This window comes from Prochlorococcus marinus XMU1412, from assembly GCF_017696315.1.
GTDB classification, from domain to species: domain Bacteria; phylum Cyanobacteriota; class Cyanobacteriia; order PCC-6307; family Cyanobiaceae; genus Prochlorococcus_A; species Prochlorococcus_A marinus_AF.
Window position 1 is genome coordinate 481,088 of the sequence record NZ_JAAORJ010000004.1, and the last position, 18,650, is coordinate 499,737.

Consider the following 18,650-nt stretch of genomic DNA (forward strand, 5'->3'; position numbering starts at 1 on the left):
TTTAACTACCCTAAATATGTCTTCTTAAGATTTTGTACCTTATCTAAAACAGCTTCACGATTTTCACTGGTACGAAGATTTTGCCAGCTCCATTGACCGACAACAATTACGCCCAGTAGTTCTAGTAAACCAGGGAGAATTGGGAAAAAGTTTATCGTGTCAATGACAACTTTAATTATTATCTGAGCTATTACGACAACAGCAATTATGCCTGCCGCCTTGCCGTACTTACCCATTTGAGTCCAATCAACATTACCAAGGGTTTCGTTGACTTTTCCCATAACATCAGAGTACTTCTCTGAAAAACTTTTGGTTTCTGAGCTTGTATCGGAGCCGGAGTCTTGGTTTGACTCTGGAGTGTTATCACTCATGAATTCAGTAAACTTAATATATGAACCAGACAGTATCGGAAAAAACGTCTATTGACTACCTTTTTGTTGTGCAAAATTCCGAACCGAAACATTTTGTATTTTTTAGAAACGTTAGTATATAGGCTTTCTCAAGATATTTGAACTTAAAATTGATTTATAAAAACTTCACATTATCATCTAGTTCTAACAAAAACATTAATAAATCAGAGCAATAAGAAAAATTTAAAAGTCTAAAATTTTTATTTCAATTATTATATTTTCATAGTTTAGCTCGCAAAAATCAAAGGATCTCAATGTCCAAAGATATAAAATTTAATTTCTTAAACTCTGATGAAGAAGAAAGATATCAAAAACACCTTACCCTCAAAGAGATAGGTTATGAGGGCCAACTAAATCTTAAAAACAGCTCTGTGTTATGTATTGGAGCAGGTGGGCTTGGGTCTCCCGTTTTGCTTTATCTAGCTGCAGCAGGAATTGGGAGAATTGGAATAGTTGATAATGATCAAGTTGAAAAGTCTAATCTCCAGAGACAGATAATTCATGAAACAAATACCATTGGCAATCTTAAAATTGATTCTGCTAAGGAAAGAATTAAAAAATTCAATCCTAATTGTGAAATATTAACCTTTTCAGAGAGAATTAATCCTAAAAATGCTCTTGAATTAATAAAGGAGTTTGATGTTATTTGTGATTGCTCGGATAACTTTGGCACAAGATATTTAATAAATGATTCATGCCTAATATTAAATAAACCTTTAGTCTTTGGAAGTGTACAAGGCTTTGAAGGGCAAGTGAGTGTTTTCAATCTATATAAAAATAGCCCTAATTTAAGAGATTTACTTCCAGAATCACCTTCAAAAAATGCTGCCCCTAGTTGTTCAGAATACGGGGTTGTGGGTGTTTCAACAGGTTTAATAGGAATTCTTCAGGTTAATGAAATTATCAAAATAATTTTAAAAAAAGGTGAAATTTTAGATGGGAAGATTTTAATTTTTGATCTATTGAATATGAATATGAAAAAATTGCATCTAAAAAGTGATCAATCAAATAAAAGAATAAAAAATCTTACACAGTTTAAAGGCTTTTATAATATTAACGAATATTGTGAGAATAATAATGAAATTAACAGTATCAATGCTAATGACTTTAATAGTTTATTCAAAGCAAAACCCAACAAAATTCTTTTAATTGATGTTAGAGAAAATGAAGAATTTTCTACATCTGCAATTGAGGGATCTATCTCAATTCCCTTAAGTCATTTGAACCAAGAATCTGACTTAAAATTTATTCAAAAAGAAAGTTTAAATAAAGAGGTTTTCACTATATGTAAATCGGGGAAACGTTCTGAAAAAGCTTCAAGAATCTTGTCTAAATTCAAAATTCAGTCAAGATCTATTAACGGCGGTATCGAAAAGGTAAAAAAAATATTGTGAAATTAATTTTTAAGAATTATTAGTAATCTACACCTCTTTTCAAATCAACTCCCACATTTGCATAATGCTTATGACAAACCATTTCAGAATAAACATCAGCTAGTTCAAAGTATGAAGGTTCATTTTTACACCTCCCAGTAATTACAACTTCCGTATCTGCTGGTTTTTTTAAGAGCGTTTGATGTATTGATTTCACAGGAAGCAACTCTAAATCAACAGTTGGATTCAATTCATCTAATATGATTGTCTTATACAAACCAGACAAAATAGCAGCTTTAGCAATTTCCCATGCTCTTTCAGCCTCAACATAATCAATTGGTTGTTGCTGACCTCTCCATACGATGGCATCTCTTCCTGAACGTAAATGATCTACTAAATGAGGGTAACTCTCTCTCAAAGCTTCTATGGCAGCATCTTCGGTATAACCATTTCCACCTTTTAACCACTGTAATATTAATACTCTATGACTTTTATCTTGAGATATTCCTTTACCGATAGCTTGAAGAGCCTTACCGAGTGCACTTGTGGATTTACCCTTTCCTTCACCTGTATAAATCTCAATTCCACCACTAGAACTACTTTGTTTGGTTAATTCTGATAAATCTCCTATCAAACGTGGTCTCATTTCAGAATGGAGTTGAGATATTCTTACCAAAGAGGGCGGGGCTGCCCTTCCAGTAATAATTATTTCTAATCCATCTGGACGATTTTGAAGAGAATTAACTACTTCATTAATATCAAGCATTCCTAAATCTAGAACTGGATTCAACTCATCGAGTACAACTACAGAATAAAGAGAACTAGCAATTGCTCCTTTAGCAATATTCCAACCTCTTTCAGCCTCACCAACATCAAACTTTGTGACTTGGTCAGCAGTAAAGAATTCTGATCTTCCTGTCCTTACATGATCAATTAAATGTGGGAACCCTCTTTGTAAAGCCTCTATAGCTGAATCTTCGTCATATGGCCTCTCAGGGCCTTTTAAAAATCTTAGAAGTAAAACTCTTGACTGTCTTTTTTCGCATATTCCTAATCCTATTGTCCTGAGAACTACTCCCAATGCTGCCTGACTTTTTCCTTTACCCTCTCCATCATAAATATGTAATTGACCTTTTGATCTCTCTTGACTGTCACTTGCTGTGACAATTCCAATTCCTCTATTTCTACTCGTATTTGTCAATTGAACAAAATTAATGAATTTAATCTAAGATATAGATAAGAATATTATTAAAAATTTAATAATAAATTCAACCTATTCATAGGTAATTTGAATTTTAAAGTAATTAGCATGTTCAATCAACTAGAAATTCTCTCTGATGAACAAAGTGAAAAGCTTTATACAATTAGAAGATACATTAAGAATCTTGATAGTGTTTGTATTGCTTATTCCGGAGGAGTTGACAGTACATTAGTAGCATCATTAGCATTTGAGCAATTAGGTAGCAAAGCAATTGCTATAACTGGTATATCTCCTGCATTAGCCAATACTCTTCGTGAAGAAGCAAGAAGGCAAGCAAAATGGATTGGAGTAAAACATTTAGAAATACAAACATCAGAATTAGACCAATCAAGTTATAGTGAAAATCCTAAGGATAGGTGCTTTGCATGCAAAAAAGAGCTTCACAAACATACAACCTACCTCTCTAAAAAACTTAATTACAAGATTGTTCTAGATGGAGTCAATCTGGATGATCTTAAAGATTACAGACCAGGTATACAAGCCTCAAAACAAGCAGGAGTTATCTCTCCTCTTGCAAAATTTAAAGTCTCAAAACAAGACATTAGGGATATATCAAGAGCATTGGGTTTTCCTTGGTGGGATAAACCTGCTCAACCTTGCTTATCATCAAGATTTCCTTATGGCCATGAAATAACTAGTGAAAGACTAAAAATGGTTGAGAAAGCAGAAGAATATCTCAAAGAATGTGGATTATCGGAGGTTAGAGTTAGATGCCAAGGCTCAACTGCAAGAATAGAAATTCCCCAAGATGAATTAAAACATTTTTTTAACAAATATAATTTTAATGAGTTAGTTCAATATTTTTCTAATTTAGGATTTAATTGCACAAGTTTAGATCTTGAGGGACTAGTAAGCGGAAAATTGAATAGGTAAATATTGTCAAACAACCGTTCTGATCTGTTTAGAGACTTCTGAAGGTGGATTTCGCTCAATGACTCGCAAAGTATGTTCCTTAGCCATCAAAGATTCGATTAAATATTGACTAGCTAGTTCAGGCATCATATTCTGACCACATGTAAAAATATCGACTGCCGTATAATTAGATTCAGGCCAAGTATGTATTGAAATATGAGATTCTGCAAGTAATGCAATTGCCGTGACCCCCTGAGGCTCAAATTTATTACTTATCAAATTCAAAACTGTTGCATTTGCCAATTTGGCAGCTCTATTTAAAATGCAGCGCAAAAAGGATTCGTCATTTAATTTTTCGCGATCACATCCATAAAGTTCCAACAAAAGGTGTTTACTTTGATGACTTAATTTTTGCTCATCACTTAAAGAACTTAAAATTTGATTTTTTTTGTAGAGTTCCATTTAAGAAATTTATATGAAATTAAGATTAGCTAAAAATCATGCACCTTTTAAATTATAAGTGAATCATTTGTGACGAGCCTAAGAAAGACTGATTAAATTTATCTAAATGTGTCGCACTTATAAAACATTGACTATCTTTACCCACAGAATTTAATAACAAATTTTGCCTAGTTAAATCTAATTCCGCCAAGACATCGTCCAATATAAGTATTGGAGGAACATTTAATGTTTTATTTAATAAATCGAGTTCTGCCATCTTTAAAGCCAAGATAAAAGTCCTTTGCTGTCCTGAGGAACCATATTTTCTAACTGAAACATTATTGATTAGAAACTCAACATCATCACGATGAGGTCCAAAATTACATTTACCAGTCAATGCTTCTATTGAACGCTGATTTAAGAGCTGTTCTGCTATTTTTTTACTAATAACTTCTTCTTCTTCTTCTTCTTGACTTATATTTTGTATCCCCGAAAGATAATTTATGTCTATTTGCTCTTGAGATTTACTTAAATGATTATGCCAATATTCAACATATGGTTTTATTTTTAATAAAGCTCTTCTTCTACGCCTAAAAATTCTTGTACTTATTATTGACATTTGAATATCAAAGCTTTCAACAATATCTGTGGATTGTGTTTTTAAGAAACTTTCCGAACGCCAAAAATGACTTCTTTGTTTTAAAAGCCTATTAAATCTACTTATCAGGTCTAAATATACTGGTTCAAGCTGAGATACGACTTTATCAATCCATGTTCTTCTATAACTGGGTTCACTTCTCACAATATCTATATCATTAGAACAGAAACATACACTCCGAATATAATTCTTTATTTCACTCTGTTTTTTCAAGATTGATTCATTCACATAAATTCTTTTAGGGCCTTTTCGGAATAAATTTAACTTTAAATCGTCTTTAAAATTTATTTGTCCTATAACTACAGCCATATCACTGTCGTTCTGTATTAAATCTTTATCGCTTAGTGCTCTATTAGATTTTAATTGACTTAAAAATTCAACCGATTCAAGTAAATTTGACTTACCAATACCATTGCAGCCAAGAACAATTGCTCTTTGCTCTTTTAGATCAATTTCAAAACTTTTATGGTTCCGAAAATTTTTAATTTTTAATTTATTTAAAAAAATTTTTTTTGTGCATTCATTAATTAAATTAGCTAAGTTTAAAATATTTAGATTCTCTTTAAAGAAATTGAAAAATTAAAGGGCATGTAGCTCAGTTGGATAGAGCATCAGATTCCGGTTCTGAGAGTCGGGGGTTCGAATCCCTCCATGCTCGTAAAATTATTTTTAAAGTTTATATCCCATTACTCTTATTCCATTTGGATCTAGTATGAATCCATTTTCCTCTAAACTTATAAAAGAAGATACTGGAGCCTGTACAGAAATACTGCATCCAGGCATTTCTCTATTTATTTTCTCAAGAGTTACTTGAAGCAATATTGAATAATAAAGTTGCTGATTATTCCCTGGCAATGCACTTAAATTCCACAAGTTAGCATTCAATCCTCTGTCAGAAGTAACCCTTACAAAGCCATGTAATTTATTTTTTAATTCACTCTGTATGGTAAAAAAGAAATTACTTTTCCTAATAGCCTCAGAAAGAGGCTTTATTGGAAATGTCTCACAACCACAATTCGCTAAAAGTTTATTAACTTCTTTAGCTAATGGGATTTGAGAAGAGTTAACAAAATAACCTTCTGGAAGAACTAGTTTTTTTTTAGAAAAATATTGCAATTATCAACCTGTATTTCTCATGCCAGCTGCTATCCCATTAATAGTTAAAAGTGCCCCCCTCAATAGTTCACTTCTGCTGTAAGCTCTTCTAGATTCATCTTTATCTATAATAAATTCGCTTATTGGAGGTTGTCTTGTCTGGTCTCTTAATCTTCTTAGAAGTGAAACCTGCAAAAACCCTAATGGAATAATTGTCTTATTTCTCAAGCTTACTGATGATTTCAAGTCTCTATCAGATTCTAAAAGCTTATTTTTACCAGTAATTTCAAGTATTAAAGATTTTGTAAGATTATATTCTTTAGAAATTACTTCAAAAATATCATCAAAAGAATCTTTATTTTCTTTACTGCCAAGAGTATCAACATAATATCTAGCAACTTCAAGATCCACCTTTGATAATGTCATTTCAACCTTAGATATAAGCATCCTGAAAAATGGCCATCTTTGATGCAGAACTCTTAATAATTCAATTTGTTGTGGATCTGAATTTACTTCTGATGACAATGCAGTGCCTACTCCAAACCAACTTGGCAAAAGAAACCTACTTTGTGTCCAACCAAATACCCATGGGATAGCTCTTAAACTTGACAAATCTTTTGCACCTTTTTTTCTTCTAGCAGGTCTACTAGATATCTGTAATTTACTTATTTCTTCTATTGGAGTGACCTCTTGAAAGAAATTTAATAAATCAGGATTCTCATGCACTAATTTTCTGTAATGAGACCTTGATGTTTCTGCCAGCCTAGACATTAATTGATTCCATTCTGGAGTATCGTCAAGTCTATTATTTACCAAACTATTTTGAATTACTGCTGTAGTTACAGTTTCAAGATTGTACAAAGCCAGTTCGGGAAGACTATATTTAGAAGCTAAAACTTCACCTTGTTCTGTTATTTTTATTCGCCCTTTTAAAGTGCCGCTTGGTTGAGCCAATATTGCCTGATAGGCTGGTCCTCCCCCTCTTCCTACAGAACCTCCTCTTCCATGAAAAAGTCTAAGCAATATGTTATTTCTACTTGAGAGATTTTGAAGAGCTATTTGGGCCCTATGAATTTCCCAATTACTAGAAACAAACCCTGAATCCTTATTGCTATCAGAATATCCAAGCATTAATTCTTGCAGAGGTTTAAAAGATTCTCCTACTTTTGGCAATAATGATCTATAGAAATCTAATTTAAACAACTTTTCCATTACTTCAGGTGCTCTTTTAAGGTCTTCCACAGTTTCAAAAAGAGGAACAACTAATAATTTTGACTTTTGTGAATTTTGATCAATAAGTCCCATTTCTTTTGCCAGTAAGAGAACTTCAAGCAAATCAGATGCACTATGACTCATTGAAATTACATAAGAATGACAAATGCGACTACCGAATTCTTGCTGTAGTCTCTTAACCATTTTGAAAACTGAAAAGGTTTCTTCTGTAGTTTTTGTCCAGTTAACGTCAGATGGAATTAAAGGCCTTTTTGTATTTAATTCGTCTATAAGCCATTTAATTTTCTCTTCCTCAGACATTTGGTCATATTGAACAGATAAATCAAGATAATTTGTAAGTTCTTGTATAGCATCACTATGCCTTGTACTCTCTTGACGAATATCTAAACTTGCTAAAGAAAATCCAAAAATATGAACCTGAGTAAGTAAGGTATTTACAGACTCACAATTTAAATCTGTACTAATTAAACTATTTTTAATTAGTTCTAGATCATAAGTAAATTCTTTAACTGACTTGTAATATAAGTTTTCAACTTTATCTAGATTTTTGTTATTAGTTTCTCCCTCCAAGTCAAATTTCCACCCACTATCAGCTAATAAATTATTTCTTTCTTGTGTTAACTTTAATTTCTCTAAAATATAACTTAATTTTAATCTGTAGGGCTCTGATCTATACCTTGTAGCTCTAGCTTCATATATTTCAGGGAACTTAACCCTGTCAGTTTCGAGTGACTCTAATAACGAGGAGCTGACTTGACTCCATTGCATCGACACACTTAATTGATCTCTAAGATTAGACGTCGCAATAATATATCTTTCCAACATCAACTGCCTTTGGTAGCAAGCAGTTCTCCATGTTATTTCGGGAGTGACCGATGGATTACCGTCCCTATCAGAGCCTACCCAAGAACCGAAGTTACAAAAAGATTCTGAGGGCAACTGAACATCTGGATAATTTTCGGTAAGTGCTTCAGCGATCCTGCCCCTCAATTGAGGCATCGCATCAAACAAAACTTGCTGAAAATAATGCAAGGCATAATCAACTTCATCTAAAACTGAAGGTTTAAATTGATGCAATTCATCTGTTCTCCACCAAAGTCTTACTTCCTCTTTTAATTGGGTTTTTAGAGAATTTTTTTCTTCTTTTGTTAGAAATTGCTCAATCTGGATTTTTTTTAACAAATTTGCTACTCTTGTTTGCTTATGTCTAATGGTATGTCTTACTATCTCCGTTGGATGTGCAGTAAAAACTAAACGAATATCCATTTCCTGTAATAACTCCTCTAATTTTCCAGGTGGTACATTTAATTTTCTCAGCCTGTAAAATAATTCTCTAAAAGTTACTGGAGCATTTTGCCTAGCCAATGCTGGGGCAAAAGGATCAAGATTGTCGGGCGATTTTTGAACATCCTTATTGGTAAAGCTTTGAATATATCTATCTTCCTCAACTCTTTGTTCCAAAATATTCACGAGTTGAAAATATAATGAAAACGCCCTTGCTGCAGCTATGGATTCTGCTAAATCCATAGAATTTACAATATCAACTATTTCATTTTTAAAAGTTTTTGAACTATCACCATCAATTTGCTTTGAATAACTTAATTCTTTAAGCTGTATCAATCTCTCTGCTTGATCATCTGGGCATTCTTCTCTGAGCACAGATTCCCAGAGATCTTCAATTAAAAGACGATTTTTATCAAGTGGATCATTGTTACTTATCAGATCCACGTTATTATTTTTTATCTGTCGAAAAGATTCCATATAATTATTATGTCACAAGTGAAAATGTTCAGATCAAATGTTTATTTAAATAATCAAACATTCTAGGCCTCACTCCTAATCATATCTTCGATAGAAATTTTCATGATCTGCTCAATAGAAAGCCCTTTTTCATATTGATTTATCCATTTCATAGATTGATTGCCTTCTTCAAGCACTTTATAGATAGGATCTAAAAGATGTTTCATGCCAAAATTTTCTGCTGTGTATGATAAATCTGATAATAAGTTTTGAATCCATTCTCTACAAATAACTCTTTTGCCATCTTGCCAGTGAATTAACTCTGAATTCAGACTATCTTTAGCAGCATTAATTTCATTTTGATCACATATTTCTGACAACTCATCCATAGAAAAAGTACTAGCATTCATAGGATCTAATGTATTTATATTTTCAAAAAGATTTAAGATCCTTAGTTCTATCATGGCCGTTATCCCTAAAAGCAGATTAATATCGTGAACAAAATCACAAATTCTTAATTCCAAACGATCAAGCACTAAAGGTCTTTGGGGACCATTTGGTCGGATTGAAGACCAAAAATGCCTAATATTTTGCATTGTTTTATTAGATATATTTTCCTCTATCCAGTCAATATAAGAATTATGATTTTCAAAAAAAGGCACGCTATTAGGTGTTTTAGGAAACTGGATCCATCTCTGAGAGTGATTATTTGTAATTTTATTATTTAAAAAAGGTGAACTAGCACTTAATGATAGATATAGAGCAGCCTCAGATCTTATAAGTCTTATAGCTGCAAAAAGCTTATCTAAATTATCAATTCCTACGTTTATATGTACACTTGAAGTTGCTATGGCGGTTCCATAATGATCTTGTATAAATTGATGATAAAGATTATTAATATCAGACCTTTGAAATTGAATATCGTGTTCAAAACAAAGAGTGGATGAAGGAATGATTGTTAACTCTTTTGTGTTTAGCCATCGTCTTAACTTTTTTCTTGGAATTATTAATTTCTCATATAGAGAACCGTAATCTTTTTCAGGTGTTGTTATGTATTCAACGTTTCTGTTATCTGGCTCTTTAACAAAATCAGGAAATATTTTCTCAATTTCATCCGAAACACCAATATGAGAATTTAAAGAACCTGTAAAAAGTTCCACCTCAAAACCCTTATAAAGATTATTTTGACTCATTTATTTATCCAAACAGGCTAATGCTTTTAGTATCCCCTTCGCTTTATTTATTGTCTCTTGATATTCATTTTCAGGAAAAGAATCAGCAACTATTCCAGCCCCTGCTTGCACTGAAACATCATATTTCCCATCTATTGAAGGTTTAACTATCATAGTTCTTATTGTAATTGCTGTATTTAATGCGCCATTAATATCAATAGATCCGTACACACCAGCATAAGGTCCTCTAGCATCTTTTTCAAAGTGCTTAATCAATTGCATAGCTCTTATTTTTGGAGCACCAGTCACTGTCCCAGCGGGAAAGGATGCTTTGAGCAAATCCCATACATCAGCATTGTTTTTTAAGATTCCCTCAACTTGACTGACTATATGCATAACATGTGAATATTTCTCAATCACCATTAAATCCTTGACCTTTACAGTACCAATTTCACAAACTCTTCCAAGATCATTTCTCCCAAGATCAATTAGCATTACATGCTCAGCTATCTCTTTTGGATCATTTAATAATTCCTTTTCTAATTCCAAGTCTTGCTGATTATCAATACCTCTAGGTCTAGTGCCAGCTATTGGTCTTAAGCTTGCAACAATCTGACTATTTTTATTTTTTTCTGCTTTAACCATTACTTCAGGACTTGAACCTATCAAATACCATGAGCCAAAATCAAAAAAAGACATATATGGAGATGGATTAACCATCCTCAAACTTCTATATAAATTAAAGGGATCATTATTGACTTGAGTTTGGAATCTCTGACTAATAACTATTTGGAAGATATCTCCCTTTCTTATGTATTCTTTTGCAGAGAGAACTGCATCCTCAAAATCTTTTTTCTCCCAATTACTTTCTAGATCTAAATTCAAATTCTCATTTTCATTCCAATCTAAAAACTCATTTTCTTTTAGAGGAACTCTCATTAAATTTCTAGTTTTCTTAATTTTAGAAATTGAATTTAGATACAACTCTTCAATTGCGCACTCTTTTGAAGAAGTTGTATCTGCATAAACCACTGACGTAATACATCTTTTTATTTGATCAAAAACAACTAGCTGATCAAAAAACATCCAGGAACCATAAGGAATATTGTTTTCTAGTGTTTCATTTATTGGAACACTTGGTTCTATTCGATTTATTAATTCATAGCCCCAAGAGCCATATAACTGTCCAATTGATGGTAAGTCATCAAGCATGTTTGACTTGTATTCGTTTGTCCAACTTTTCAAAATATCAAAAGGATCACCTTTATGTGTTTCAGTTTTGCCATTATTCCAAGTTTTAATTATTTCTTCTCCATAACAAACGGCTTCCCAAAGAGGTTTAGTAGCAACGATACTCCACCTACCTAAATTCTCGCCACCTTCAACAGATTCAAGAAAAACACCATGGGAATCTTTTGAAGATAATTTTAACCAAGTCGATAATGGAGTCTCTAAATCTGCTGGCCAAGTTTCAACGATAGGTATAAAATTTTTACCTTCTTTGTAAGCCTTTAAAAAACTATCTTTTTGTGAGCTGATCATATTAATAATGTCAGCCCAAATTATAATTATTTTCTCCTTTTATATCAACTTTAAGGAAGTTAATCAAAAGTATTCTTAGTTGTAAATTTCAAACCAGCTGGATTAGGATTCTCGCCTATTCTTCTAGGATTATGACCTACTTTCTCTCTGCCTTCATTGACTTTTTCAGGGAAAACACCATCTTTGGGGTGTAAAAATTCAATATCACCACCCGGGAAAATTCGGTAGATTTTAAAATCTTCAATTCTTGGTTTGAAGGCTCTTAATTGTGTCCCTAATGCAAGGCATTGTTCTTTTCTTGCAAAGTACATTAAATTATCACCTTCATGCATTATAGCGGCTCCACCGGTGGGCAATTCAAATGCTTGTTCCTTGGAACTTTTCCATACAATTGCATATTTTTCTTCGGTTTCTGCTGAGTTTAATAAACCCCCAGTACTTCCTATATGCTTTGGAAATTGACCAACTAAAGTTTCAGTCATCCTAGATTTTGAGTTATTTCTAATAAGAAACTAGCATTCATATTTTGCAAAATTCAAAATTAATAGGAAATTTTCTACATTATTTAATATATGGAAAACTTGTTTATCATTTTATTTTGAATCTGAAATCGGAAAAAATACTGTCAAACCTGTATCACGTCTTTGTGTGACATGACCTCCTAAACTAGCTAACAACTTTTGAGTGGCATTTTGACTAAGTTGTAAACTTCCAGTTTGAGGATTCCAATTTAAAACAGGACCAATATCAGAACCGTTATCTTTTTTTAGAATTTCTTTTTGATTGTTATCTAATTTTTGTACTTTGAGTTGAAGTCTGAGTTTTTGACCAGCTGGTCTTAATTCTAAAATTAATGTACTCCCTTCTTTTAATCCTCTAGTATTTTTATCAATTAATCCTCTTAACATTAATTCTAATTTTTCAGAATCACTCAAAATTTGTGGAAGTTGTTTGGGGATATCTATCTTCAAAGAAATACCACGACGGTTTAATTGTTTATTCCATAAAGGAGCAAGCTTTTTGAAAATTTCGGCTAAATTAATCTTCGCCAAGTTATTCAATGATGGCACTTCATTACCAACTAATTCTGCTGCATTAAAGATTAAACCAAACCTATCAATTTGTTCATTACATTCATTATCTATTTGAATTAAACGATTTCTCATTGATTCATCCATTTTATATTTTTTTAAAGTAGAACTTATTAAGGTTCTTATTGTTGCCAAAGGAGTTCTTACTTCATGAGAAATTGCACGTAATAGTTTTGCTTCAGTGATTTGAACATTTTTTTCATCATTTTTCACAGAATTCTGTATATTATGATTTGGCGAAATTTTTGCTAATTGTGCCGATAATATTGGCCAAAATAATTTTTCAAATTGGTTATTAATATTAAGGTTACCTAAATTATTGATTGCATTACGAAATTTTACTCCTTCCTCATAATTTTCTTGATTTAATTTTGCATGCATTAATTCAATTGAAAGTTTAAGGCTCTCTTCATCACACTTCATTAATAGAATTTTCTTATCTTTTTCTCCTACAATTGATAATACGCATTGAAAATTTGGAGTGATTATCATCAAAAAAGGTTCATAGCCATCTTCTTGACAAAGATTTAAGACTTTATAATTACTAACTAAATCGAAATCTTTTTTTATCTTTTCTGAATTATTGACTGGTAAAAAACCTGCATTCTCATTTTGAAAGTATGGAAACCCTTCAGGAGACCAAAGCCATCCATGAAGTTGATTTAAAAATTTTTTATCATTAAAAGCTGGCAAAGGGGAGGCAACCCATATCCCCCCCTGTTTACAATTCTGAGAAAGGAAATCTTTTTGAATAACTTCTAAGGAAGCCCACCACATTCTTCTGGATGTATCATCATCCACATATATGGTTTTAATTCCTTTAATCAAAAGCTCTTGAATTTTTTTTATAGTTATTTTTGCTTTCATCAACTTCTTAGTGATCTAGAACGTTTCAATATAGATAAAACAAATCCAATAGATATAAAATTAGTCACCAATGACGTTCGACCATAGCTCATAAAAGGAAGGGGAATCCCAGTAACTGGTCCTAATCCAATAGTCATAAATAAGTTAATAATTATTTGAAATAAAAAAATTGAGGCTATTCCAATAACAATTAGAGATTCAAAGTTAGTCCTAGCAATTGTTGCAGTATTAATAAGTTTTTTAATCAAAAAAAAGAACAAAAATAAAACTATAGCGCACCCCACAAAACCTAATTCTTCCCCTAGAGCACTGAATATAAAATCAGTATGTTGTTCAGGTATAAATTGCAAATTAGTCAGCTTACCTTGTAGCAAACCAGTCCCAAATAATCCTCCAGAACCAATTGCAATTTTACTCTGTATCAAATGATATCCGCCACCCAATGGATCTCTACTTGGATCTAAAAATAAAACTAATCTATCTTTTTGATATTCTTTTAAGCCATATTGCCACAAAATTGGTGTAAATTTTGCGACTAATAAATGGAACGAAATAGCGAGAGCAGAAAAAATAATTTTCCTTTTTGTAGATCTATAAGCAAGATATCCTATAACTGGAATCCAGAAAATAAGAAGATTTGGTAAGGTTAGATATAAAATTGATGTGATAATACAAAGCACTAATATCAAAATCCACTCTATGGGCATTTGAGCCCAATAGAGCATCACACCTGACAAAACAATTAAAACTAAAGATGTACCTAAATCAGGTTGAAAGAAAATTAATAACCAAGTAATAATTACTACTAATAAGGGCAATACTAAATCTCTTATTGTTAGGATTATTTTTTTATCGAGTACTAAAGCAAGAGTTAATACACAACTAAGTTTAGCTACCTCTGAAGGCTGAAAAGAAAAGATGCCCAAGTTTAGCCATCTTTGAGCTCCAGAAACTGAAATCCCAAAAAAATAAATAAGTAATAAGGATATTAAAGTAAAAAAATAAAATGGAACCACATACTTTCTAATTCTCTCTAACGGTATATAAGAAATAAAAAATGCTAAGAAATAACCTAAAAAACCAGTTACGATATGACCTAAATAGTTCGATACTAAAAAATCACCCTGAATACTTTTTATCAAAAAACTCGAAATAATAACTAAAAACAGTGGAATAATAAGTAGCGGAGAAAATAAAAAACCTCTATTGAAGTTGTCTTTTTTTTGTAAAAATCCTCTGTTATTTAATAAAAAAATTCTCTTAAACATCAATAAGTTTTAACAAATTGATTCTTAATTAATTGCGCTAAATTACCAAATACGACAGAACTTTCTTTACTGGGCTGGCTTATTGAGATTGGTACACCTTTATTACTATCATCAACGAGAGGGATTTCAATAGGAATTTGAGCTAATAATGGTAAGTCATTTTCATTAGCTAATATTTGTCCACCACCTTTACCAAAAATTTCATATTTTTTACCTGGCATATCTGGCGGAATAAATACAGACATATTTTCTACAATTCCCAATAAAGGTACTCCGAGTTGTTTAAACATTGCTAATCCCCTCCTTGCATCTTGCAAAGATACTTGTTGAGGAGTAGTGACAACTATAGCTCCAGAAATAGGCACAGATTGAGAAAGTGATATTTGAGCGTCTCCTGTTCCTGGAGGCAAATCAATAACCAAAAAATCAAGATTATTCCATTCAACTTGGTACAAAAATTGTCTGATAATACTATTAAGCATTGGTCCTCTCCATATAACTGGCTGACCTTCTTCTATGAGGAAACCCATCGATACCATTGAAATTCCATATTTATTTATTGGAATTAACCTTTGATCACTGCCACTTCCTTCTGTAACCTTTGGATTCTGTTCGGCAACTCCCATCATTGAGGGAGTATTAGGTCCATATATATCCGCATCCAGCAAACCAGTTTTTAAGCCTAATTTAGCTAGAGAACAAGCGAGATTAACTGCAATAGTACTTTTCCCAACTCCACCTTTACCACTGCTAACAGCTATGATATGACTAATACCAACAATCTTCTGCAACTCAGGAGCATTACTTTGATTTTGAGATTCAGTTTTGGAAGGATTATTATCTATCTCTATTTGAACATCATCAATATCTTCAAAATCCATTAGTATCCCTCTAACCTCTTGAACAATTCTATCTCTCTGAGAATTTGCAAACGATGGTAATGATAATGTTACGATTACTCTCGGTATAGTTACTCTTACATTTTTAATCCAAGCTAATTCAATTACATTTTTCTGTGATCCAGCGTCTAGAACTTTTTGTAAAGCAAAATTCGCATCTTCTATTGTGGTCATTAAATTTTTAAATATTTTGACAAGGTAGTCGACTGTTTAAAAGATTAAGAACTATGTCGAACTATCAAATAATAGGCAATAAGGACCCCCTAAGAGAAATTATAAAGAGAAACTTATAATTAACCAAAAAAATTTTTTTCTTCAAGATTTACTAAATACATGTTGAAAGAACCTCCTAAAAACTCGAGAGAAAAAACTAAAAATCTCTTATTAACTCTACAAGACAAAATTTGTTCAGGACTTGAAAATGTAGATGGCAAAGCGAAATTTACAGAGGAATCCTGGCTAAGAGACGAAGGTGGCGGTGGAAGATCAAGAGTATTGAAAAATGGTTCTATTTTTGAGCAAGCTGGCGTTAATTTCTCGGAAGTACAAGGAAAAGAATTACCTCAATCTATAATCTCTCAAAGGCCCGAAGCAAAAGGTCATGAATGGTTTGCTACGGGAACTTCTATGGTTTTGCATCCTAAGAATCCCTATATTCCTACAGTTCATCTGAATTATCGATATTTCGAAGCTGGTCCTGTTTGGTGGTTTGGGGGAGGTGCAGATTTAACCCCTTTTTATCCTTATCTTTCTGATGTAAGGAATTTTCATAATGAACATAAAAAAGCTTGTGAGAAAGTTGATCAAGATTTGCATAAAGTTTTCAAACCATGGTGTGATGAATATTTCTTCTTGAAGCATAGAAATGAATCTAGAGGCATCGGAGGTATTTTTTATGATTATCAAGATGGTTCAGGAAATATTTATAGAGGAAATAATCAAAATGGAGACGCATCAAAAGCTTCACAAAATATTGGCAGATCTAATTTAAATTGGGATGATTTATTTTCTTTAGCGGAAAACTGTGGGCAGGCATTCCTCCCTTCATATTTGCCCATTATTGAAAAAAGAGCTTCTCAAACATATTCATCGAAAGAAAGAGAATTCCAGCTATATCGAAGAGGTAGATATGTCGAATTCAATTTAGTTTGGGATAGAGGGACAATCTTTGGACTACAAACAAATGGCAGAACTGAATCTATATTAATGTCCTTACCGCCTTTAGCTAGATGGGAATATGGATATAAAGCCACAAAGAATTCTCGAGAGGAATTTCTGACATCAATTTTTACAAAACCCCAAGATTGGTTAAATGATAAAGAGTTAGAGAAATTCTGTATAGAGAATAATATTTTTGATTAAAAATTATCGAATAGAATTTTAAAGTATCTTAAATAGGCGTTTTAAATAAAGAACCGTCACTTTTCAATTGAAGTTTTTCTCCGAGTTCATTTTCTAAAGAGATTAATTCATCTCTATGAGCTCTAAGCCTCAAAAAAGTTGAATCATTGTCTTTTTCGTTGATCAACCTTAATTCAAATTTCTCCTCTCTTGCTGATTTTTTAAAATAAACAATTCCAGACAAAGGGCCACCAATTAATCCCAAAAGAATAGGCCACCAACCCAATTCAGGATATATTTGAATAATTACTAATCCCAAAGCACAAGAACCAAAACCGCCAAGACAACCTAAAAAAATTGCTAAAAATTTACTAGAAACAACTTGACCCTTGAATATCAAAATTCTTTGTTCAAAATCTCCTCCTGTTTGCTTCCATCCCCTCAAATTAAGCCATTCACATAAAACATTTAAAACCTGAATTGGCTGCTGAGAAGATGAAATCTCAACGATGGTTGTTCTATCTTTACTGGAAGCCCTAAGAAAAAAAAATAATCCTATGGCCAAAAGAATTGTCAGCAATAATGTTGAATTTAAGGAATATGACATTAAATAATTTTTTCTAGTAATTCGAGAATAAAAATTAAAGTTACATCATATTATAATTTTTTAGAATTATTCAGTAAAATATTCCTATTAGATAAAAATTCTTAATTAAATAAAATCTTAAGTTATATTCTAAATCTTAAATTTCCTTAAATACTTTTTAAAAATGACTATTGAAAATAAAAATATTGATCTTCTTTATAGCGATTTAACAGTAGATTTATACAATCTTTATAAAAAGTCATCCTACCTAGCTATTGACACTGAAGCAATGGGTTTAATTCATGGAAGAGATAGACTCTGTTTAGTACAAATATGCAATGAATTTAAAAAAACATCCTGTGTAAAAATCGAACTTAATACATCTTCTTCACCTAATTTAAAAAAACTTCTTGAAGATGACAAAATTACTAAAATATTTCACTATGCGAGATTTGATGTAGCAGCTCTAAAATGCAATCTTGAAATTAATACAAAAAATATTTTTTGTACAAAAATTGCTAGTAAGTTGGCAAGAACTTATACAAATAAACACGGTTTAAAGGATTTAATTAATGAATTATTAGGTATAGAACTGGACAAAAGCTCACAAAGTAGTGATTGGGGTAGCAACGAAGATTTAACTAAAGATCAATTAGATTATGCAGCAAATGATGTTAGATATTTAATTGAAGCTATGCATAAATTAAAAGTTATCTTAAAAAGAGAGAATAGATATGAATTAGCTCAAAAATGTTTCGAAACAGTTTCTGTACATGCTGATTTAGACATACTAAAATTCTCAAATATATTTGAACATTAAG

General features: G+C 31.9%; 17 protein-coding genes and 1 tRNA gene. 5 read left to right on the forward strand and 13 right to left on the reverse strand.

Annotation, left to right across the window (positions count from 1 at the left end):
* Positions 1–5 precede the first annotated feature (5 nt).
* Complete coding sequence (locus HA152_RS09160) at positions 6–371, reverse strand: CAAD domain-containing protein (RefSeq protein WP_011819180.1); 366 nt, start codon at positions 369–371, stop codon at positions 6–8.
* A gap of 293 nt (positions 372–664) precedes the next feature.
* Between HA152_RS09160 and moeB the strand changes: the two genes are divergently transcribed.
* Positions 665–1,804, forward strand: a complete 1,140-nt coding sequence (gene moeB, locus HA152_RS09165; protein WP_209135690.1) for a molybdopterin-synthase adenylyltransferase MoeB — start codon at positions 665–667, stop codon at positions 1,802–1,804.
* 19 nt (positions 1,805–1,823) lie between these two features.
* Here moeB and HA152_RS09170 read toward each other — a convergent pair whose 3' ends face one another.
* On the reverse strand, positions 1,824–2,984 hold the full coding sequence (locus HA152_RS09170) for a cob(I)yrinic acid a,c-diamide adenosyltransferase (RefSeq protein WP_209135692.1): 1,161 nt from the start codon (positions 2,982–2,984) through the stop codon (positions 1,824–1,826).
* Positions 2,985–3,092: 108 nt separating this feature from the next.
* On the opposite strand from HA152_RS09170, the gene larE reads away from it, so the two are divergent.
* Complete coding sequence (larE, locus tag HA152_RS09175) at positions 3,093–3,917, forward strand: ATP-dependent sacrificial sulfur transferase LarE (RefSeq protein ID WP_209135694.1); 825 nt, start codon at positions 3,093–3,095, stop codon at positions 3,915–3,917.
* 6 nt (positions 3,918–3,923) lie between these two features.
* Here larE and speD read toward each other — a convergent pair whose 3' ends face one another.
* Positions 3,924–4,358, reverse strand: coding sequence for an adenosylmethionine decarboxylase (gene speD, locus HA152_RS09180; protein WP_209135696.1), 435 nt, complete (start codon positions 4,356–4,358; stop codon positions 3,924–3,926).
* A 52-nt stretch (positions 4,359–4,410) separates the two neighbouring features.
* Positions 4,411–5,502 (reverse strand): DNA replication/repair protein RecF, encoded by a 1,092-nt coding sequence (recF, locus tag HA152_RS09185; RefSeq protein ID WP_209135847.1) that lies wholly within the window; start codon positions 5,500–5,502, stop codon positions 4,411–4,413.
* Positions 5,503–5,579: 77 nt separating this feature from the next.
* Here recF and HA152_RS09190 point away from each other — a divergent pair.
* A tRNA-Arg gene (locus HA152_RS09190) sits at positions 5,580–5,653 on the forward strand.
* Positions 5,654–5,664: 11 nt separating this feature from the next.
* Here HA152_RS09190 and HA152_RS09195 read toward each other — a convergent pair.
* The 8 genes from HA152_RS09195 to HA152_RS09230 all read right to left on the reverse strand — a co-directional run bounded on the left by HA152_RS09195 (position 5,665) and on the right by HA152_RS09230 (position 16,076).
* Positions 5,665–6,111, reverse strand: coding sequence for an N-acetyltransferase (locus HA152_RS09195; protein WP_209135699.1), 447 nt, complete (start codon positions 6,109–6,111; stop codon positions 5,665–5,667).
* A 3-nt stretch (positions 6,112–6,114) separates the two neighbouring features.
* Positions 6,115–9,084, reverse strand: a complete 2,970-nt coding sequence (gene ppc / locus HA152_RS09200; RefSeq protein ID WP_209135701.1) for a phosphoenolpyruvate carboxylase — start codon at positions 9,082–9,084, stop codon at positions 6,115–6,117.
* 62 nt (positions 9,085–9,146) lie between these two features.
* Positions 9,147–10,256 carry a glutamate--cysteine ligase gene (gene gshA / locus HA152_RS09205; protein ID WP_209135703.1) on the reverse strand — a complete coding sequence of 370 codons (1,110 nt, stop codon included), beginning with the start codon at positions 10,254–10,256 and terminating at the stop codon, positions 9,147–9,149.
* Positions 10,257–11,777: an anthranilate synthase component I family protein gene (locus tag HA152_RS09210; RefSeq protein WP_209135705.1), complete on the reverse strand. Its 1,521-nt coding sequence runs from the start codon at positions 11,775–11,777 to the stop codon at positions 10,257–10,259.
* 59 nt (positions 11,778–11,836) lie between these two features.
* Positions 11,837–12,259 (reverse strand): photosystem I reaction center subunit II PsaD, encoded by a 423-nt coding sequence (locus HA152_RS09215; RefSeq protein ID WP_011863680.1) that lies wholly within the window; start codon positions 12,257–12,259, stop codon positions 11,837–11,839.
* 111 nt (positions 12,260–12,370) lie between these two features.
* A complete protein-coding gene (locus HA152_RS09220) occupies positions 12,371–13,735 on the reverse strand; it encodes a sensor histidine kinase (RefSeq protein WP_209135707.1) in 1,365 nt (454 codons plus the stop codon).
* Positions 13,735–15,003: a rod shape-determining protein RodA gene (gene rodA, locus HA152_RS09225; protein ID WP_209135710.1), complete on the reverse strand. Its 1,269-nt coding sequence runs from the start codon at positions 15,001–15,003 to the stop codon at positions 13,735–13,737. Before rodA ends, HA152_RS09220 begins: the two co-directional genes overlap by 1 nt.
* On the reverse strand, positions 15,003–16,076 hold the full coding sequence (locus tag HA152_RS09230) for an Mrp/NBP35 family ATP-binding protein (RefSeq protein WP_209135712.1): 1,074 nt from the start codon (positions 16,074–16,076) through the stop codon (positions 15,003–15,005). Before HA152_RS09230 ends, rodA begins: the two co-directional genes overlap by 1 nt.
* A gap of 159 nt (positions 16,077–16,235) precedes the next feature.
* Here HA152_RS09230 and hemF point away from each other — a divergent pair, with 159 nt between their 5' ends.
* Complete coding sequence (gene hemF, locus HA152_RS09235; RefSeq protein ID WP_209135714.1) at positions 16,236–17,264, forward strand: oxygen-dependent coproporphyrinogen oxidase; 1,029 nt, start codon at positions 16,236–16,238, stop codon at positions 17,262–17,264.
* Between the two features lie 28 nt (positions 17,265–17,292).
* Here hemF and HA152_RS09240 read toward each other — a convergent pair whose 3' ends face one another.
* Positions 17,293–17,850 (reverse strand): cofactor assembly of complex C subunit B, encoded by a 558-nt coding sequence (locus HA152_RS09240; RefSeq protein ID WP_209135716.1) that lies wholly within the window; start codon positions 17,848–17,850, stop codon positions 17,293–17,295.
* A gap of 163 nt (positions 17,851–18,013) precedes the next feature.
* Here HA152_RS09240 and HA152_RS09245 point away from each other — a divergent pair, with 163 nt between their 5' ends.
* Entirely contained in the window at positions 18,014–18,649 is a 636-nt protein-coding gene (locus HA152_RS09245; protein ID WP_209135718.1) for a ribonuclease D, read from the forward strand.
* The last annotated feature ends 1 nt before the right edge of the window (position 18,650 follow it).